The organism is Paracoccus everestensis (assembly GCF_021491915.1).
In the GTDB taxonomy this organism is placed as follows: Bacteria; Pseudomonadota; Alphaproteobacteria; order Rhodobacterales; family Rhodobacteraceae; genus Paracoccus; species Paracoccus everestensis.
The window spans coordinates 1211835-1230221 of the sequence record NZ_CP090836.1 but is presented as its reverse complement, the minus strand read 5'-3'; the positions used below and the strand labels follow the sequence as shown (position 1 = coordinate 1230221).

Sequence of the window (18387 nt, the reverse complement as noted above, 5' to 3'; positions counted from 1 at the left end):
CATGGCAAGGGAACCACAAACCTACATGAAATGCAACTGTAGTACTAGATCCCGTTGCATTCAATCGACCTCATGCCCTGCGGCTTTGAAGTAGTTGTAGCATTCCTCGTCGGAGAAGAGGTCGCAGACCTTGCCAACCGCCGCCCAAAGCTGATCGTAGGTTCGGGCGGCGGCTTTTCTGATCAGCGCCTTGAGTTTGGAGAAGGCCATTTCGATCGGGTTGAGGTCAGGACTGTATGGCGTCCGGCGCAGGAACCACGCGCCGACATCGCGCAGCGCTGCCGCTGCGGCAGGACTTTTATGGCTGGAAAGGTTGTCCAGAATGACAACGTCGCCGGGATGGAGTGTCGGGACCAACTGGGTTTTGGGATAAAGGTTGAACATCTCGGCGTTCATTGCCCCATCGATCACCCAAGGCGCGTCCAACCGGTCATGGCGCAGAGCTGCAATGAAGGTCTGGCTCCGCCAATGTCCGAACGGCGCATGATCGACGAGGCGCTGCCCACAAGGCGCCCAGCCGGTGGTCTTGGTCATGTTCGTCTTGATTCCGTTCGGCGTGGCCCTCGGACCGGTGGCGGGCTCACGCCTCACCATCAAGGAAAGCCAGCCGCTCTAGGTGATTGGCCATGAAAGGCTGGCGCCTCGCGATCCAGACATGACGCAGGCCAGCGACGCCCTGGCGCTTCTGTTCAAGCGCCTGCAGGGCTTTTTTGTGTGTCAGTCCGAGCCCGCGCAACACCCGCCAGACGGTGGCACGGTGGACGGCGATGCCGTGGGTTTTTGCCAGTTCGACCACCAACTCATCAAGCGTTATCTCACCTTTGGCCGTAACACGCGCCTTGAGCCAACTGGTCACGCCGGCGAGCTTGCCATGTCCCCCACCATTGCCTTGCCGCCTCGGCCTCAGCAACCCGGTCTCGCGCCGCAGCTTCACCAGATCGTTGACGAATTTGGGCGACACTCGAAAGTGCCGCGCCACCTCGCGATGCCTGTGGCCTTCATCCACATACGCGACACCCCGCGTCCGAAGCTCCATTGGATGTGGCTTGCCCATCAACTAACCCATACCTGCCTCAGCAAAAGGGAAGCACATCCCAAGAAACGGGGAATCCTGAATCTAATGCCCGCGATACGCTGTGGAAAGAACAGTTGCACCTTTCTTCGTAGGTGTGCCTGGCTTGCTGCGGCTTGATGGGCCCTTCGCCACATCGACCATGCGATGATATGAGCCGGTTCGATCTGACGTTGGGCCAAGCGATTGGCGATGCGTCGGATCTCCTGGATTGACCAGCGGATCAGCTTGGGTGTCCTGGCATCCTGCGCATGGTTTTTTTGGGCGGTTCGACATTGGCGTGATGGCGAATGGTCGCCATCATGGCAAAGGCCAGCATGACCAACGACACATGGCGGTGCCACCCGTGCCAGGAGCGGGTCTCGTTGTGATCAAGGCCGAGTTCGTTCTTTGCGGTCTCGAAGCTGTCCTCGATTGCCCATCGATGTCCTTCGACGCGCACCAGTGTATCCATGCCCGTGCCCTCCGGGCACCAGGTGGTGAAGAACGCCAACTCGCTGTCAGAGATATTGCGGCGGATCAGCAGGCCTCGGGTCCAGACCCCATGCAAATCGGCATTGAAGTCGCCTGCGTCGAGATCAGCCAGATCAAGGTAAGCCCAGTCGTGGAGGCGCTCGCCCTTTGTGCCCGAACCTGCCGAAAGGCGCTGCCAAGCCTTTGGCGGCAAGGCTCCCGCGATGCCCCTTGCCGTTCCGCTGAAGGCATGGGGTTTGCCCCAGGACGTGAAGGAATGACTGGCGCTGACGCCCAGCACATAGCCCTTGCCGGCACGGCGCAACGCCATTTCGATGGCACCGACGCCATAAACGCTGTCGGCAGCCACCCAGGAGAAGGGGACATCAGCCAACAGCGCACGCTCGATCATGGCGCGGGCAAGAGCAGGTTTTGTGGCGAATTGCACAGCCTCGAGGACATGGGTCCTGGTTCGCCGCTCCAGATCATCAGTCCAGGCTTTTGGCAGATAAAGCGCCCGATCGATAAAGGTATGTCCATGGCGCGAAACATAACTGGCGAAAACACCGATCTGGCAATTGGTGATCTTGCCTGCGGATCCGGTGAATTGGCGCGCTACTCCACAGGATGCGTGGCCCTGCTTCAGAAAGCCGGTTTCATCGATCACCAGCACCGCCTCGGGATCAGCAAGAGTGTCCAGGGCGTAGTCCCGAACAATATCGCGCAGGGCATCGGCATCCCAAGGGGCGCGTCCCAGAATGGCCTGCTGCCGCCAAGGACCCGGATCTCTAGCCGCCTCCTCTCGCATCCAGCCCGTCTTGCGCCGTTCCTCGCCCAATAAACTGTCGAGAAACCGTTCGGCCGATACCGCAACCCGTGCTGCGTGAACAGCTGGCGCATGCGAGCCTTCGCAGCACGAAGCGACGAGGCCCAAAGCTACAGCGTCTCCTCGACCGACAAGCCCGCCATCCACGAGCCTCCATCAATCATGAAAGCGCATGGACTCAGGCAGAAGAGGAGAATGCAACTGTAATGCTAGATCGCGGAGTTGTCGTTGTCCATGATGGTGTGCCGATGGCGCGCCTATCTGCAAGATTCTGGTATTTACCGGAATCTAGAAAACGACGCGAAAACCCTTCTCGTGATGCCTTCACTGCGGACATCGGCCCGTTGATTGGCTTGGCCGGCGAACCACGCTCAGCCTCACGCCCGACCGCATCAGACCCTGATCCTCAAACGCTGAAGAAACCCCGGCCGATCCCTGGCAGATGCCCTCTGCGTGATAGCCGAAACCTTTTCTTTGCCAACCTCTCCCTTGAAAAGGCGCAAACGCTGGAACCTTCCCAGCGGCATAAAGGCTGATTGCACCGGACTTCCTCAATCCGTCCAGCGGTCGGTCAGGCAAAGGCTTCCTCAAAGGCGCGTTCCAGGATCTCGACCCGGCCCTGACTGTCCACCAGCGCGGCGTCGAAGCGTATGTCCGGCAGGGCCGCCAGTCCCTCAGCGTCGCAATACTCCAGGGCCGCGCGCATGATGCGGCCCTGCTGCGCGGCGACCAGCCTATGGGCAGCATCCTCATGGGTAGCGGATTGCTTGACCTCGACAAAGATCAGGCAGGGGCCGTCGCGGGCGATCAGGTCGATTTCCCCCGCCTTGCCGCGCCAGCGCCGGGCCAGGATCGTCATGCCCTTTCGTTCCAGCAGGCGAGCCACGCTGTCTTCGGCCAGGGCGCCCGAAAGATGCGCCATGCGGCCCCGTGTTCGCCGGGCCGACGAGACCTGCGTGGGCTGTGCCGTTATCGTCCATGGCAAGTCCGGCGATCTGACGGCATGACCCATGTTCAGTCCTTTTCTTCACCCAGCCCAAGCGCGATCTGGTAAACATCGCGCCGCGCCATTCCCAATTCAGTTGCCACGTCCCTCGCGGCATCCTTCACCGTCATCGAACCCAGACGCGTTCGCAGCGCCTGACGAATGGTCTGGTCGTCGGCCACGACCGAGCCGGGTCGATCGACCAGCATCACGACCTCTCCCTTCAGCGAAGCCATGCGCGGATCCTGGGCCAAGTCTGCGGCGGTTCCCCGGATCACCTCCTCGAACTTCTTGGTCAGTTCCCGTGCCACCACTGTAAGTCGATTCGGATCAACCTCGCACATCTCTTTCAATGTTTGATTAACGCGCCGGGGGCTTTCGAACAGGATCAGCGTCGCATCGACCGCCATCCAGTCACGCAGCCATGTCATCCGTGCGCCCTTGGTGGAGGGCGGAAAGCCCAGGAACAGGAAACGGTCGGTTGGCAGCCCCGACAGGCTGAGCGCGACCAGGGGGGCCGAGGGGCCGGGGATCGCGTGGACCCGGTGGCCCGCCTCAGCCACTTCGCGCGCAAGACGGTATCCAGGGTCGGCCACCAGCGGCGTTCCCGCATCCGAGGCATAGGCGATGTTGGCGCCATTGGCCAAGGCCGCCATCAGCCCGGGCCGGGCGCGTTCCCCGTTATGGTCGTGATAGGGAACGATCCGCCTGCCCCGCAGCGGAATGCCGTGAATGTCCAGCAGGTGACGCAGGACGCGCGTATCTTCGGCTGCCAACACATCGGCGGCGTTCAGCACATCAAGCGCGTGCAGCGTGATGTCGCGCGCAGTGCCGATGGGGGTCGCAACCAGATAAAGGCCAGTGTCCAGCCGGGGCGCCTCGACATGGGCAGTCAGGCGATGGGCAGGCTGGGGGTCTTCGTGTTTGCCGGTCATTGCCTTTTCCTCCGACTGATTGCCAAGGCGGGCCGTTGGTCCTAGGCTGCCCGCACCTCGCCGATATCCTACAGCAGGGAAGTTTCATATGGTCGTTTCCGCTACAGCCCGGCCCGCCACCGGATTGCGCCGCGTCGTCACCAAGGCCGCCGCCATTGTGTCAGCCTTTGTTCTTGCGGCTTGTGACCCCGTCGGGGGATCGCAACAGGCCAGCGGTCCCGCCATCGGTCCCCTGATCAACCCGGGAGAACCGGTTCGGGTTGCCCTTCTGGCGCCGGGCGGCAGCGGATCGGCCGATCTGGAATGGCTGTCGCGCAGCCTGAAGAACGCGGCGCGCATGGCCGCGGCCGATGCACAGGGCGCCAATATCGACCTTCGTGTCTATGACACCGGGACCAGCACGGGACAGGCCGTGGCCCAGGCCAATGCGGCCGTGGACGCAGGCGCGCAGATCATCGTCGGTCCCCTGTTCGCCGAAGGCGCGAATGCCGTGGGCAACGCCATGCGCCCGCGCAACGTGAACGTCCTGTCTTTTTCCAACAATGCCGAGGTCGCAGGCGGCAACGTCTTCATCCTGGGCAACAGCTTTGCCAATATCGCCGACCGGCTGGTCGGCTATGGCGTCCGGCAGGGCAAGCGCAACATCTATGTCGTGGCCGAGGATGACATCGCGGGCCAGCTGGGCGGGCGGGCCATCGAGACAGCCATCGCGCGCAACGGCGCGCGGTTGGCAGGACGCATCAACCACCCGGTATCCGTGACCGGCATCGATGCCGTCGCCCCCCAGATCGCGGCGGCCGCCCAGTCGGGCCAGGTCGATGCGGTGTTCATGACCGCCAACAACCAAGCCGTCCTTCCCTATCTGACCGAGAAGCTGGCCGCCGCCGGGGTGCGTTCGCCGGTTACGCAGATGATGGGCCTGACCCGCTGGGACCAGCCGCCCGCGCGCATAAGGATGGCGCAGTTGCAGGAAGGATGGTTTGCCATTCCCGATCAAGGCCTGCGGGCACAGTTCGATGCGCGGTATCGCAGCGCCTATGGCGAACAGCCCCATGAACTGGCAAGCCTGGCCTATGACGGCGTGGCGGCCATCGCGTCGCTGGTGCGGGGCGGACAGCGCAATGCCCTGACCACCACCGGGCTGACACAGCGAGCAGGCTTTGCGGGCGTGGGCGGAGTATTTCGCTTGCGGCCGGACGGAACCTCGGAACGAGCCCTGGCAGTCGCTACCCTGCGCGGCAACCGGGTGGTGATCCTTGATCCGGCACAAAGCGAATTTGGTCGCGCCGGGTTCTGATCTTGGCCGACCTGTCCGACAAGACGATCCTGCAAAGCGCCCCGGCCCTGTCCGGGGCGCATCCGATCTTTGAGCCCACCAGTTTCCTGCCGATCCTGGAACATGCGCTTTCCGGCCTGACCGAGGGGCGAGAGATCCGGGCGCGCACTGTGGCGATCCTGTCCGAGGCCCGCACCAAGGCCATGCAGGCGATCGAGGCCAGCCTGTCCGGCCACCCTCGCGCCGCCCGCGAAACCGTGCGTGCCATCGCCGGTCTGACCGACGGCATCGTCATCGCCACCCATCACGTCGCAACGGCCTGGCTGCATCCCCAGCGATCCCGGTCCGAGGCCGAAAGGCTGGCCGTGCTGGCCGTGGGGGGCTATGGCCGGGCCGAGATGGCGCCTGCATCCGATGTCGATCTGCTGTTCCTGACACCGTGGAAAATCACAGCCTGGGCGGAAAGTGTGGTCGAATCCATGCTGTACATGCTGTGGGATCTGAAGCTGAAGATCGGCCATTCGATCCGCAGCGTTGACGACTGCATCCGTCTTGGCACTTCAGACATGACTATCCGCACATCGCTGGTGGAACACCGCCTGGTGACGGGCCACGCCCCCCTGGCCGAGGACTTGCGCGAGCGCCTGTGGGTTGACCTGTTTTCCCGGACCGTCCCGGAATTCATCGAGGCCAAGCTGGAAGAACGCGCTGCCCGCCACCAGCGGCAGGGCGGTCAGCGATACGTCCTTGAGCCCAATGTCAAGGAGGGCAAGGGCGGCCTGCGCGATCTGCAGACGCTTTACTGGATCGCAAAGTATATCCACCGCGTGGACCGCGCCGTCGAACTGGTCGATCTGGGCGTCTTCACGCGCGAGGAACATCTGGCCTTCTGGCAGGCCGAGGATTTCCTGTGGGCCGTGCGCTGCCACCTGCACCTGATCGCGGGCCGTCCGGTCGATGTCCTGTCCTTCGATATGCAGGTCGAGGTGGCACGCCGCATGGGTTATCGCGATACCTCGGCACGGCGTGGCGTTGAATACTTCATGCAGGACTATTTCCGCCACGCTACCCATGTGGGCGAACTGACCCGCGTGTTCCTGACCGAACTCGAGGCCCGCCATGTCCGCAGCGCCCCTTTCCTGGGCCGCCTGTTCCGCCGCCGCCGCAAGATGCGGGACGGGTTTACCGACAATCATGGCCGCCTGAGTATTACCAGCGACACCGAATTCCTCAAGGATCCCCTGAATATCCTGCGCCTGTTCGAGGAAGCGCTGCGCACGGGCATCCTGATCCATCCCGACGCGATGCGCCTTGTCGCGGCCAACCTGGACCTGATCGACGACAAGATGCGTGCCGATCCCGAAGGCACGCGGATCTTCATGGATATGCTGCTGAAGCACGGAAACCCGGAACGGGGCCTGCGGCGGATGAACGAGTTGGGCGTGCTGGCGGCCTTTATCCCGGAATTCGAACCCGTCGTGGCAATGATGCAGTTCAATATGTATCATCACTACACGGTGGACGAACATTCCATCCAATGCGTCGCCGCCCTGGCCGAGATCGAGCGGGGCGAGCATCCCGACGACCTGCCCCTGTCCAGCGAGATCATGGAAACCGGCATCAACCGCCGCGTTTTGTATCTGGCGACCCTGTTGCACGACATCGGCAAGGGGCGGCGCGAGGACCACTCGATCCTGGGGGCAAGGCTGGCGCGGCGGATCGCGGCGCGCTTCGGCTTTCCGCAGGATGATGTCGACACGGTGGAATGGCTGGTCCGCAATCACCTGCTGATGTCGGATGTGGCGCAGAAACGCGACATCGCCGACCCCCGCACCCTGCGCGATTTCGCCAAGGCGGTGAAGACCCGGCGTCGGCTGGACATGCTGCTGGTGCTGACCGTTTGCGACATCCGCGGCGTCGGGCCGGGAACGTGGAACAACTGGAAGGCGGCGCTGTTGCGCAAGCTGCACGAGGAAACCGCCGCCGTCCTGGAAAACGGGCTGGAGGAGTTGAACCGCGACCGCCGCCAGAACGAGGCCAAGCGCAGCCTGCGCCACCTGCTGACCGCCAAGGGCTGGGATCCCCGGGCCTTGCGCGCGGAACTGGGGCGTCATTACGACAGCTATTGGTCGGGTCTTCCGACCGAAACGCAGGCCAGCTTTGCCGAATTGCTGCGCGACATCGGCGTGGACGAGATTCGCATCGACCTGCGCGCCGATCCTCATCGCGACGCGACGCGCGCGGCCTTTGTGCTGGCCGATCATCCGGGCATCTTTTCGCGCCTGTGCGGGGCGCTGACGCTGATGGGCGCGAATGTGGTGGACGCGCGCACCTATACGACCCGCGACGGCTTTGCCACCGCCGTCTTCTGGGTCCAGGATCCCGATGGCAGCCCCTTTGCCGAGGACCGGATGCCTAGGCTGCGCCAGAAAATCCTGAGCATCCTGATGGGGGAAATCGTCGCCCGGGAAGCCTTTGCCAGCCGCGACAAGCCCAAGAAACGCACGCGGGAATTCAGGTTTCCGACCCATGTCACCTTCGACAACGAAGGCAGCGACATCTATACCATCATCGAAGTGGACACCCGCGACCGCCCCGGCCTGCTGTACGACCTGACGCGCACCATGGCCGCGAACCATATCCAGATCGTCAGCGCGGTGATTGCCACTTTCGGCGCGCAGGTGGTGGACAGTTTCTACGTCAAGGATATGTTCGGCCTCAAATTGCACAGCGAAGCAAAACGCGACGCGTTGGAAAAGAAATTGCGTGCGGCGATCGCCGACGGGGCAAAACGGGCAGAGGCTTGAATACATGAAATCGGGATTGGTGCGCGGGTTCCTTTCCGTAGGGATCTGGACCTTCGTGTCGCGTGTGTCGGGCTTTGTCCGCGACATCCTGATGGCCGCCTGGCTGGGCAGCGGCGCGGTGGCGGATGCATTCTTCGTGGGCCTGTCCCTGCCCAATATGTTCCGCCGCTTTTTCGCGGAAGGGGCGTTCAACACGGCTTTCGTGCCGATGTTTTCCAAGAAGCTGGACGACCGCGCGGATGCGCAACGCTTTGCCTCCGAGGCTTTTTCGGGCCTGCTGATGGCCGTCCTGATCCTGTCCGCCATGGCCATGGTCTTCATGCCGGGGTTGGTCTGGCTAATGGCCTCGGGATTTTCGGGCGACGAACGCTTTCCGCTGGCCGTGCAGTATGGCCGGATCATGTTTCCCTATATCCTGCTGATCTCGCTGGCCTCGATGATCTCGGGCGTGCTGAACGCGAATGGCCGCTTTACCGCCGCGGCCGCCGCGCCGGTGTTGCTGAACCTTTTGTTCATCGCGGCCATGGCGGTGGCCTGGTGGCAGGGATGGGACGTGGGCCTGACGCTGGCATGGGCCACGCCGCTGACGGGGGTCGCCCAGCTTGCGCTTGTCTGGTGGGATGCCCGTCGCACCGGCTGGTCCTTCCGCCCGCAGCGTCCGCGCCTGACGCCGGATATGCGCCGCCTGCTGGCCGTGGCCCTGCCTGCCGCCTTCGCGGGCGGCGTGGTGCAGATCAACCTGCTGGTGGGCCGCCAGGTCGCCAGCCATTTCGAGGGTGCGATTTCCTGGCTGTCCTATTCCGACCGCCTGTATCAGTTGCCTTTAGGCGTGGTGGGTGCAGCGGTGGCCGTGGTCCTGCTGCCCGAACTGGCCCGCCGGTTGCGGGCGGGCGATCACGCGGGCGGCCAGTCCGCCTATTCCCGCGCGACCGAATTCGGCCTGTTCCTGACCCTGCCCGCCGCCTTCGCCATCGCCGTCATCGCCGAGCCGATGGTGCGTACCTTGTTCGAACGCGGACAGTTCACTGCCTATGACACCACCCAGACCGCCCGCGCACTGATCGTCTATGCCTTCGGCTTGCCCGCCTTCGTGCTGCAAAAAATCCTGCAACCGCTGTATTTCGCGCGCGAGGATACAAGGACTCCGTTCCGCTATGCCTTGTGGTCGATGGTCGTGAATGCGCTGGTGGCGTTCGGATTAATGCCCTGGCTGGGCTTTCTGGCCGCCGCCCTTGGCACCACCATCGCCGCGTGGATCATGGTCGTGCAGTTGTGGTGGGGCACCCGGGCCATGGGCGATGCCGCGCGCGCCGACGACCGCCTGCGCCGCAAGACGCCGCTGATCGTGCTGTCATCGGCCCTGATGGCGGGGGCCCTTTGGGCAATGATGGGTTGGCTTGACGATGCTGGAATCGGCCGCGTCCCGGGCCTGGTGATCCTGGTCTTCGGGGGCGCGGCGGTCTATTTCACGCTCAGCTTCCTGACCCGCGCTTATCGGCTGTCGGAACTAAAGGCAGCCGTCAGGCGCCGTTAACGCGCTCGGATCTGGCGCAAGACCCGCTGCACGCCGCCATCGACCAGCACAAAGCTGAGCAGGAAGCCTGCCCCGAACCCCGCAAGCTCGGCAATCCAGCCATAGCCGGCGCCGCCGAAGACGATGCCGAAGACCAGTTGGAACGCCAGCAGCATTCCGATCAGCGTGAAGGCCCGCATCCGGTTGGCATGGACCGCCCCCAGCCGCGACCACAGCAGAAAGGTGAAGGCACCGACCAGCCCATAGACCGCCGGATAGCCGCCGATCAGCGGGCCGGGCCGTCCCGGCAGGACCGAGATCGCTGCGGTGTAAACCAACGCCCCGCCGATGGCCGACCCCAAAAACAGCGCGACAACCGCCCAGGGACGGAATTCCCGCGCGATCATGTTGCCAAGCGCCAGCGTGAAGACCACCACGAACAGCGCATGGGTAAAGGACGAATTGACGAAGCTGTATGACAGGATGCGATAGGCCTGGTCCCAATCTAGGGTGCCGACCTGCCACATCCGTTGCACCATCTCGGGCGCGAAGGCAGTCATCTGCAGCGCGCTCAGCCGCAGGCCGATACCTTGCGCGCCGCCGATCAGCCCCGTCTGGCCCAGCAGGAACACGACCTCTCCTGCGATGGCCGGCAGAGCCAAGGCCCAAAGAACCGCCGGCAGCGGGTTGAGGGGCGAGACGGGCATGGCCTGACGCATCGGATTTCCTTCGCGGTTGCGGTCGTTGCGGCCAAGGGCTAAGCCAAGCGCAGGCAAATTCCAAGCAGGCCCGCATATGACCGAGACGACGAAAACCCGTTTCACGCCGCGTATCTTTTCGGGGATCCAACCCTCTGGCGGGCTGACCCTGGGCAATTACCTTGGGGCGTTGAAGCGTTTCGCGGCCCTGCAGGGGGGCGAGGCCGAGACGATCTATTGCCTGGTGGACCTGCACGCGATCACCGTCTGGCAGGAACCCGAGAAGCTGCGCCGCAATATCCGAGAGGCTGCGGCGGCCTTCATGGCATCTGGAGTGGACCCGCAGCAATCCATCCTGTTCAACCAAAGCCAGGTTTCTGCCCATGCCGAAATGGCTTGGCTTTTCAATACCGTGGCGCGCGTCGGCTGGATGTACCGGATGACCCAGTTCAAGGACAAGGCGGGCAAGAACACCGAAAACGTCAGCCTGGGTCTGCTGGCCTATCCGGCGCTGATGGCGGCCGACATCCTGACCTATCAGGCGACCGCCGTTCCCGTGGGCGAGGATCAGAAGCAGCATCTGGAACTGACCCGCGACATCGCGGCCAAGTTCAACCACGACTACGGGGTCGAGCAGTTCCCGATCACCGAACCGCTGATCGAGGGCGTAGCAACCCGCGTGATGTCGCTGCGCGATGGCAGCAAGAAGATGTCGAAATCCGATCCCTCGGACGCCAGCCGCATCAACCTGACCGACGATGCCGATGCCATCGCCCAGAAAATCCGCAAGGCCCGTACCGATGCCGACCCCCTGCCCGGCAGCATGGACGGCCTGAAAGACCGGCCCGAGGCGAAGAATCTGATCAACATCTATGCCGCCCTGGCGGACCAGACGCCCGACCAGGTTCTGTCGCAGTTCGAAGGCCAGGGATTCGGCGCCTTCAAGCCCGCGCTTGCGGAACTGGCCGTGGCCTCGCTGGAACCGATCACGCAACGGATGAACGATTACCTGGCCGACCCTGCCGAAATCGACCGCATCCTGGGAAAGGGCGCGATCCGGGCGGACGAGATCGCAACCCCGATTTTGGAACGCACCAAAGAGATCATGGGCCTGCTGCGCACCCGTTCCTGATTTCCGGGTCATTGATAAGCCGCCGATGTGGATGCATCGGCAGCGTTTTCATGGCTGGTGCGAATATCGTACTGCTTCAACAGCTCGGGCTTCCAGCACGCATCCTGCCGACCCGTGTTCCGAAGCCCCTCGGCAGGACAGCGCGTGCCATCCTGTCAGCCCTGTCCTTACATGGACGCCATCACGTCAGCCGCGATCTGGAAGCTGCGCAGGCGTGCCTGATGATCGTGGATCTGCCCGGTCAGGATCACTTCGTCCGGGCGATAGGCTGCGATCAAAGCGCGCATCTGCTCCCCTATGGCCGCCGCATCCCCTACCGCGCTGATCTTCAACGCCTCATCGACCATGCGCCGCATCTGCGGGCCGATGGCGGCATCTAGGTCATGCACCGGCCGGGGCAGCTTGCCCGGCACCCCGGTGCGCAACTGGGCAAAGGCCAGTTGCATCGAAGTCCGCAGATAGCGCGCCTGATCCGCATCATCGGCAGCAAAGACGTTGATGGCGATCACTACCTGCGGCCGGTCGTTCCACGGCCCAGGCCGGAACCGTTCGCGATAGATGGCGATGGCCCGTTCCATGTCGGACGGCGCGAAGTGGCTGGCAAAGGCATAAGGCAGGCCCAGATGCGCGGCCAACTGCGCCCCGAACAGGCTGCTGCCCAGGATCCAGACGGGCACGTTCGTCCCTTCGCCCGGCAAGGCGCGGACCGCAGCACCCGGACGTTCCGGCCCAAGATAGTCCAGCAGTTCGACCACATCCTGCGGAAAGCTGTCCGCCATCGGATCGCGTCGCAGCGCCCGGATCACCGCGCCGTCGCCGCCCGGCGCACGGCCCAGCCCCAGGTCGATGCGGCCCGGAAAGGCGGTGGCCAGCGTGCCGAACGCCTCGGCCACGGTCAGCGGCGCGTGATTGGGCAGCATGATCCCGCCCGCGCCAACCCGCATCCGGGTTGTCACCTGGGCCACCAGCCCGATCAGCACCGCCGTGGCGGCACTGGCAATGCCGGGCATATTGTGATGTTCGGCCAGCCAGAACCGGTGATAGCCCCAGTTTTCGGCATGGCGCGCCAGATCAAGGGTATTGCGGATCGCGTCGGCGGCCTCGAAGCCCTCGGGCACCGGCGATAGATCGAGAAGGGAAAACGGAATGCTCATGCCACCCGAGGTATGGCGCTTGGCACGGATTGCAATCCCGCGAGGGACAGAAACGCCAACCCGCTTTCTTCTTCACAAAAATATCCTCGGGGGGTGAATGGCGCGCCCGCGCGCCAGAGGGGGCGCAAGCGCCCCCTGCCTTACATCTTGCGCAGATAGGTCCAGGTCGGCACCCGCGCATTGCGTGCCACTGACCAGCTTTCGGCATCGCCCAGGTAAACGAAGCCGCAGTTCGTCAGAACCCGGGCCGATCCGGCATTGTCCTGGAACACCTCGGCGAACAGGGTCCGCGCCTTGTGGGGGTTGGCCTTGACCAGGGCATCGACCGCCTCGGTCGCGAAGCCGGTGTTCCAGAAACCCGCGCCGATCCAGAAGCCTAGTTCGGACTGATCCCCCTCCATCCGGGTCAGGGACACGACGCCCAGCAGTTCGGCCAGCTTGTTGGCGGACCCGTCGATGGCCCACACGTCCTCGGTCCGATCAGCGGACAAGGCGCGCGCGACAAAGGCTTCCGATGCGCCGGGCGGCAAGGGATGTGGAATGGCGCGCGTCCCTTCGGCTACGCGCTTGTCGCCGGTATAATGCGCGATCATCCCCGCATCCGACGGACGCAGCGGGCGAAGGACAAACCGTTCGGTGGCGATGACGGGCTGGTTCAGCGTGGCGTCCGAAATATTCAGGTCGTCCAAACGCGTCCCCTCCCTCATCGGTGCTGACATGACCATTTTCCCTCCCGGAAAACAGGCGAGGGACCGGCTTTCGCCGATCCCCCTGTAACACTGAAATGTTAAGCTCGGGTTACTCGGCTGCTTCGAGGGTCGCGGGAACCACCGAAATGAAGGTGCGGCCCTTCAGACCTTTCTTGAAGGTCACCTGTCCATCGGTCAGGGCGAACAGGGTGTGATCCTTGCCCATGCCGACATTGACGCCGGCCCACCATTTGGTGCCGCGCTGACGTACGATGATGTTGCCGGCAATGGCTTCCTGCCCGCCGAACAGCTTGACGCCCAGACGGCGGCCAGCCGAGTCGCGACCGTTGCGGGACGAACCGCCTGCTTTCTTATGTGCCATGGCTCAGTCTCCTTACGCGTTTTCTTTGGTGCGCGCGCCGACGGCGATCTTCACGCCCGTCGAGGCAGCGCCTTCGGCCAAAACATCCGTCACGCGCAGCAGGGTCAGCTGCTGGCGATGCCCGCGCGTGCGCTGAGAGCTGTGCTTGCGGCGGCGCTTGACAAAGGTGATGACCTTGTCGGCCTTGATCTGGTCGATCACCTCGGCCTGGACACAGGCGCCCTCGACCATGGGCGCACCCAGGGTCGATCCGACCATCAGGATTTCGTTGAACTGGACCTTGTCGCCAGCCGCGGCATTCAGCTTTTCAACGCGCAGAACGTCGCCCGCCTGCACCTTGTATTGCTTGCCGCCTGTCTTCAGAACCGCGAACATCGCTTCGTTTCCTTCGTTTCCGCGTCCTTTGGCCCCGGATCGCTCCGGCGTCAGGGGTTTTCCCGCCTTCGGACAGCGCATCCCGCGCATGGGGATGTCATTGAAAATAACACACCGGCCCAAGGCGTTCGCCCGGCCGGTCCGCCTGCATATGGCGGATTCCCCGGCCCAAGTCAAGCAGCCTTGCCCATGCGAAATTTCGTTGCGCCATGGAACCTTGGCACCGGACGCGGCTTGGTCAGCAGCCTCCAAGGACATCCATCATGCAAAGCTTCACCTGCCCCGCTTGCAATGCTCGTGTTTACTTCGACAATATGTTTTGCGCCTGCGGAGAACCGCTATTCTATGAGCCCGAAGCCCGTGCGATGTGGAACGAGGCAGAGCCTTGCGCCAACCGCGAGGCCATCCAGTGCAACTGGGTCGCGGTCCCCGGCGAGACGCTGTGCCGGTCCTGCGCCATGTCCGATGTCGTGCCCGCCCTGAATGTCGGCGATAACCGGCAGCTCCTGGAACGGGCCGAGCGGGCGAAACGCTGGGTGCTGGCCAACCTGTCGAACTGGAACTGGTTCACCGACGCCGATGGCGGGATGCGGCCCCGTTTCCAGATGCTGTCGGAAAATACCGGCGGCGGACGCGCAGTGCAGATCATGATGGGCCATGACAACGGAGAGATCGTCATCAACGTGACCGAGGCGGACGAGCTGATCCGTGTCCAACGCCAGCGGGAAATGGGCGAGCAATACCGGTCGATGGTCGGCCATTTCCGCCACGAACTGGCGCATTTCCTGTTCGACCGGCTGACCATCGCGCCTGGCTTCCTTGACGAATTCCGCGCGCTGTTCGGGGACGAGACCGCCGATTACAACGCCGCCCTGCAAGATCACTACGCCAATCCCAAGGCCCCGGGAGAGGATTTCATCACCGCCTATGCCACCTCCCATCCGCACGAGGACTGGGCCGAAACCGTGGCCCATCTGCTGCACATGGTGGATTTCACCGACAGCTTCGTCAGCGCGGGCCTGTCGATGAAGGGGGTGCCGGACGGGTATCAGCCCTATGCCGACGAGAACGGAGACAACCTGCTGAACATCGCGGCCTCGGTCGCCATCGCCATCAACGACATCAACCGCGCCTTGGACAATTCCGACCTGTATCCCTTTATCCTCACGCCGAGGATCCGCGAAAAGATCAAGTTCGCCCATGGCTGGATCAGCGATCACGCCGCGCGCGGGGCCTAGGGGTCGGCCTTTTCCTCAAGCAGCAGCCATTCTTCCTCGGCGGCAGCCAGGGCTTCCTGACGTTCGGTCAGGGCTTCGGTCGCCTTCTTGAACTTGGCGGGGGCGGTCTGGAACAGGCCGGGCTGGGCCAGAAAATCGGTCAGCTTGGCGATTTCGGCTTCCAGACGCTCGATCACGGCGGGCAGCGCGTCCAGGCGGTGGCGTTCGGTAAAGGACAGGCCGGACTTGGCGACTTTCTGTCGTTCAGTCGGCGCGTCAGCCTTTTTCGGAACCTCGACCGCGACCGGTCCATCCTCGCCCCGCTGGGCGCGGTAATCGGACCACCCGCCGGCATAAACGGTCGCCTGTCCATCGCCTTCCATCGCGATGGTGGTATCGGCCACGCGGTCAATGAAGTCACGGTCGTGGCTGACCAGCAGAACGGTGCCGTCGTAATCGCCCAGCAGATCCTGCAACAGATCCAGCGTTTCCACGTCCAGGTCGTTGGTGGGTTCGTCCAGCACCAGCAGGTTGGACGGGCGCGCCATCAGCCGCGCCAGCAACAGGCGGGCCTTTTCGCCGCCCGACAGGCTGCGCACCGGCGCACGGGCCTGGGCGTCGTCGAACAGGAAATCCTTGAGATAGGCCACTACGTGACGCGGCTGGCCGCGCACCATGACCTGGTCGGCCCGGCCCGACACGCGCATATCGGGATCGCCCGTCAGCGATTCCCAAAGGGTCTGGTCAGGGTTCAGCGCCGAGCGGGTCTGGTCAAAGACGGCCAGTTCCAGATTGGTGCCAAGGCTGACCGTCCCCTCGTCGGGGGCGATTTCGCCGGTCAGCATCTTGATCAAAGTGGTCTTGCCCGCGCCGTTCGGGCCGACGAATGCCACCCGATCGCCCCGGTTCACCCGCAGGTCGAAAGGCCGCAGAATGGTGCGATCGCCAAAGGCCTTGGCGATGCCCTTGGCCTCGATCACCTTCTTTCCCGACTGCGGACCCGAATCAAACGCCATTGCCGCCGTGCCCTGGCGCCTGATCTGGCCACTGCGTTCGGCGCGCAACGCGGCCAAGGCACGGACCCGGCCCTGGTTGCGCTTGCGACGTGCGCTGATGCCCTCGACGGCCCAGCGGGCCTCGGCCTTGATCTTGCGGTCCAGCTTGTGGCGGGCGTCATCCTCGGCAGACCAGACGGCTTCGCGCCAGTCCTCGAATCCCTCGAAGCCGCGTTCCTGGCGGCGGACCTCGCCCCGGTCGATCCACAAGGTCGCGCGGGTCAGGCGGCGCAGAAAGGCGCGGTCGTGGCTGATCAGGACATAGGCGGCGCGGGTCTGGGACAGGTGATCCTCCAGCCAGCCGATTGCCTGGATGTCCAGATGGTTGGTGGGTTCGTCCAGCAGCATCAGTTCGGGCGCCTGCGCCAGAAGCCGGGCAAGGGCCGCCCGGCGGCGTTCCCCACCGGATGCGGTATCGACAGGGCGCATGGGATCGAACTTCAGACCCTCGGCCGCCATCTCGACGCGGTAGGATTCGGATTCAGGCAGGCCAGCAGCGGCAAAATCGCCCAGGGTCGCAAATCCCGACAGGTCGGGATCCTGTTCCATATATCCGGTCGATACGCCCGCGCTGACAACGATCTCGCCCCGGTCGACCTCGACCAGGCCCGCCATGACCTTCATCAGCGTCGATTTGCCCGATCCGTTGCGCCCCACAAGGGCCACCCGGTCGCCCGGCTGGATGTTCAGGGACAGCCCCTCGAATACGGGATCCCCGCCAAAGGTCAGCGAAATGTCGGTCAGTTGTAAAAGGGGTGCGCGTGCCATGCTGCGCCCCTAGCGCGGGCAGCGCGGGGGGTCAATGGATCCCCGAACCAAGGGGGCTTGCGCCGCCGGAACTTCCCTTTCACAACAACGCGACAGTTCAAGAGGTTCGCATGACGCGCAAGATCATCATCGACACGGATCCCGGCCAGGACGATGCCGTGGCGATCCTGCTGGCGCTTGCCAGTCCCGAGCTTGAGATCCTGGGCCTGACCGCCGTTGCGGGCAATGTGCCGCTGGCGCTGACCGAACTGAACGCGCGCAAGATCGTCGAACTGGCGGGTCGGCCCGACATTCCGGTCTTCGCGGGTTGCGATCGCCCCCTGGTGCGTCCGCTGATCACGGCGGAACACGTCCATGGAAAATCCGGTCTGGACGGGATCGAACTGCCCACGCCCTCGGTTGCCCTGCAATCGCAGCACGGCGTCGATTTCATCATCGAAACACTGCGACGCGAAGCGGCAGGCACGGTAACGCTGGTGCCCATCGGGCCGCTGACCAATATCGCCCAGGCATTCCGCCGCGCGCCCGACATCATTGGCCGGGTCCAGGAAATCGTGCTGATGGGTGGCGCCTATTTCGAGGTGGGCAACATCACCCCGGCCGCCGAATTCAACATCTTCGTGGATCCAGAAGCCGCGGCCGAGGTGTTTGCCGCGGGTGCGCCCCTGGTGGTGATGCCCCTGGATGCCACGCACGAGGCGGTGACATCGCGCGACTGGATCGAACGGATGCGCGCCCTGCCCGGCCGCTGCGGTCCCGCCATTGCCAGCTGGACCGATTTCTTCGAACGCTTCGACAAGGAAAAATACGGCAGCGAAGGTGCGCCGCTGCACGATCCCTGCACCATCGCCTGGCTGCTGCGCCCGGATCTGTTCACCGGACGCCATATCAATGTGGAAATCGAGACGGCGGGCCAGTTCACCACCGGCATGACGGTTGCCGACTGGTGGCGCGTGAGCGACCGCCCGGCAAATGCGAACTTCATCCGCCACGTGGACCGGGACGCCCTGTTCACGATGCTGGCCGACCGCCTGGCCCGCCTGCCCTGAC

16 protein-coding genes and 1 pseudogene are annotated in these 18387 nt (G+C 63.9%); 6 read left to right on the top strand and 11 right to left on the bottom strand.

What is annotated here, in order from left to right; genetic code table 11:
- Nucleotides 1-60: 60 nt before the first annotated feature.
- The 5 genes and pseudogenes from LZ585_RS06115 to rsmI form a co-directional block, all read right to left on the bottom strand.
- Nucleotides 61-594 (bottom strand): IS630 family transposase, encoded by a 534-nt coding sequence (locus LZ585_RS06115; protein ID WP_256445605.1) that lies wholly within the window; start codon nt 592-594, stop codon nt 61-63.
- Nucleotides 581-1054 carry a winged helix-turn-helix domain-containing protein gene (locus tag LZ585_RS06110; RefSeq protein WP_234853179.1) on the bottom strand — a complete coding sequence of 158 codons (474 nt, stop codon included), beginning with the start codon at nt 1052-1054 and terminating at the stop codon, nt 581-583. The genes LZ585_RS06115 and LZ585_RS06110 overlap by 14 nt, the downstream gene beginning before the upstream one ends.
- A gap of 241 nt (nt 1055-1295) precedes the next feature.
- Nucleotides 1296-2425, bottom strand: a pseudogene (locus LZ585_RS06105) (IS701 family transposase).
- Nucleotides 2426-2922: 497 nt separating this feature from the next.
- Nucleotides 2923-3273, bottom strand: coding sequence for a YraN family protein (locus tag LZ585_RS06100; protein WP_234855518.1), 351 nt, complete (start codon nt 3271-3273; stop codon nt 2923-2925).
- Between the two features lie 92 nt (nt 3274-3365).
- Complete coding sequence (rsmI, locus tag LZ585_RS06095) at nt 3366-4271, bottom strand: 16S rRNA (cytidine(1402)-2'-O)-methyltransferase (RefSeq protein WP_234855517.1); 906 nt, start codon at nt 4269-4271, stop codon at nt 3366-3368.
- Between the two features lie 88 nt (nt 4272-4359).
- On the opposite strand from rsmI, the gene LZ585_RS06090 reads away from it, so the two are divergent.
- The 3 genes from LZ585_RS06090 to murJ all read left to right on the top strand — a co-directional run bounded on the left by LZ585_RS06090 (nt 4360) and on the right by murJ (nt 9888).
- Entirely contained in the window at nt 4360-5568 is a 1209-nt protein-coding gene (locus tag LZ585_RS06090) for a penicillin-binding protein activator (protein WP_234855516.1), read from the top strand.
- 65 nt (nt 5569-5633) lie between these two features.
- Nucleotides 5634-8354 (top strand): [protein-PII] uridylyltransferase, encoded by a 2721-nt coding sequence (locus LZ585_RS06085; RefSeq protein ID WP_390625112.1) that lies wholly within the window; start codon nt 5634-5636, stop codon nt 8352-8354.
- A 4-nt stretch (nt 8355-8358) separates the two neighbouring features.
- Nucleotides 8359-9888, top strand: a complete 1530-nt coding sequence (murJ, locus tag LZ585_RS06080; protein ID WP_234855514.1) for a murein biosynthesis integral membrane protein MurJ — start codon at nt 8359-8361, stop codon at nt 9886-9888.
- Here murJ and LZ585_RS06075 read toward each other — a convergent pair.
- A complete protein-coding gene (locus LZ585_RS06075; RefSeq protein WP_234855513.1) occupies nt 9885-10586 on the bottom strand; it encodes a rhomboid family intramembrane serine protease in 702 nt (233 codons plus the stop codon). The genes murJ and LZ585_RS06075 overlap by 4 nt on opposite strands.
- 76 nt (nt 10587-10662) lie before the next feature.
- Here LZ585_RS06075 and trpS point away from each other — a divergent pair, with 76 nt between their 5' ends.
- Nucleotides 10663-11697, top strand: coding sequence for a tryptophan--tRNA ligase (trpS, locus tag LZ585_RS06070; protein WP_234855512.1), 1035 nt, complete (start codon nt 10663-10665; stop codon nt 11695-11697).
- A gap of 167 nt (nt 11698-11864) precedes the next feature.
- Here trpS and LZ585_RS06065 read toward each other — a convergent pair whose 3' ends face one another.
- The 4 genes from LZ585_RS06065 to rplU all read right to left on the bottom strand — a co-directional run bounded on the left by LZ585_RS06065 (nt 11865) and on the right by rplU (nt 14297).
- Nucleotides 11865-12851, bottom strand: a complete 987-nt coding sequence (locus tag LZ585_RS06065) for an LLM class flavin-dependent oxidoreductase (protein WP_234855511.1) — start codon at nt 12849-12851, stop codon at nt 11865-11867.
- Nucleotides 12852-12991: 140 nt separating this feature from the next.
- The gene (locus tag LZ585_RS06060; protein ID WP_234855510.1) at nt 12992-13540 is read right to left on the bottom strand and encodes a GNAT family N-acetyltransferase; all 549 of its coding nucleotides are present in this window, start codon (nt 13538-13540) and stop codon (nt 12992-12994) included.
- A gap of 109 nt (nt 13541-13649) precedes the next feature.
- Nucleotides 13650-13922, bottom strand: a complete 273-nt coding sequence (rpmA, locus tag LZ585_RS06055; protein WP_234855509.1) for a 50S ribosomal protein L27 — start codon at nt 13920-13922, stop codon at nt 13650-13652.
- 12 nt (nt 13923-13934) lie between these two features.
- Nucleotides 13935-14297: a 50S ribosomal protein L21 gene (rplU, locus tag LZ585_RS06050; RefSeq protein WP_234855508.1), complete on the bottom strand. Its 363-nt coding sequence runs from the start codon at nt 14295-14297 to the stop codon at nt 13935-13937.
- Nucleotides 14298-14560: 263 nt separating this feature from the next.
- On the opposite strand from rplU, the gene LZ585_RS06045 reads away from it, so the two are divergent.
- Nucleotides 14561-15535 carry a zinc-binding metallopeptidase family protein gene (locus LZ585_RS06045; RefSeq protein WP_234855507.1) on the top strand — a complete coding sequence of 325 codons (975 nt, stop codon included), beginning with the start codon at nt 14561-14563 and terminating at the stop codon, nt 15533-15535.
- Here the strand turns inward: LZ585_RS06045 and LZ585_RS06040 are convergent.
- Nucleotides 15532-17337 (bottom strand): ABC-F family ATP-binding cassette domain-containing protein, encoded by a 1806-nt coding sequence (locus LZ585_RS06040; RefSeq protein ID WP_234855506.1) that lies wholly within the window; start codon nt 17335-17337, stop codon nt 15532-15534. The two genes, LZ585_RS06045 and LZ585_RS06040, sit on opposite strands and share 4 nt — an antisense overlap.
- A gap of 110 nt (nt 17338-17447) precedes the next feature.
- Here LZ585_RS06040 and LZ585_RS06035 point away from each other — a divergent pair, with 110 nt between their 5' ends.
- Nucleotides 17448-18386, top strand: coding sequence for a nucleoside hydrolase (locus LZ585_RS06035; RefSeq protein ID WP_234855505.1), 939 nt, complete (start codon nt 17448-17450; stop codon nt 18384-18386).
- Nucleotide 18387 lies beyond the last annotated feature (1 nt).

Excerpts from the sequence above, each read along its gene's own strand:
- rsmI (WP_234855517.1), bottom strand. The coding sequence starts at position 4,271 with ATGACCGGCAAACACGAAGACCCCCAGCCTGCCCATCGCCTGACTGCC.
- murJ (WP_234855514.1), top strand. The coding sequence starts at position 8,359 with ATGAAATCGGGATTGGTGCGCGGGTTCCTTTCCGTAGGGATCTGGACC.
- LZ585_RS06065 (WP_234855511.1), bottom strand. The coding sequence starts at position 12,851 with ATGAGCATTCCGTTTTCCCTTCTCGATCTATCGCCGGTGCCCGAGGGC.
- LZ585_RS06090 (WP_234855516.1), top strand. The coding sequence starts at position 4,360 with ATGGTCGTTTCCGCTACAGCCCGGCCCGCCACCGGATTGCGCCGCGTC.
- trpS (WP_234855512.1), top strand. The coding sequence starts at position 10,663 with ATGACCGAGACGACGAAAACCCGTTTCACGCCGCGTATCTTTTCGGGG.
- LZ585_RS06115 (WP_256445605.1), bottom strand. The coding sequence starts at position 594 with ATGGTGAGGCGTGAGCCCGCCACCGGTCCGAGGGCCACGCCGAACGGA.
- LZ585_RS06045 (WP_234855507.1), top strand. The coding sequence starts at position 14,561 with ATGCAAAGCTTCACCTGCCCCGCTTGCAATGCTCGTGTTTACTTCGAC.
- LZ585_RS06035 (WP_234855505.1), top strand. The coding sequence starts at position 17,448 with ATGACGCGCAAGATCATCATCGACACGGATCCCGGCCAGGACGATGCC.
- LZ585_RS06100 (WP_234855518.1), bottom strand. The coding sequence starts at position 3,273 with ATGGCGCATCTTTCGGGCGCCCTGGCCGAAGACAGCGTGGCTCGCCTG.
- LZ585_RS06110 (WP_234853179.1), bottom strand. The coding sequence starts at position 1,054 with ATGGGCAAGCCACATCCAATGGAGCTTCGGACGCGGGGTGTCGCGTAT.
- LZ585_RS06040 (WP_234855506.1), bottom strand. The coding sequence starts at position 17,337 with ATGGCACGCGCACCCCTTTTACAACTGACCGACATTTCGCTGACCTTT.
- rplU (WP_234855508.1), bottom strand. The coding sequence starts at position 14,297 with ATGTTCGCGGTTCTGAAGACAGGCGGCAAGCAATACAAGGTGCAGGCG.
- LZ585_RS06075 (WP_234855513.1), bottom strand. The coding sequence starts at position 10,586 with ATGCGTCAGGCCATGCCCGTCTCGCCCCTCAACCCGCTGCCGGCGGTT.
- rpmA (WP_234855509.1), bottom strand. The coding sequence starts at position 13,922 with ATGGCACATAAGAAAGCAGGCGGTTCGTCCCGCAACGGTCGCGACTCG.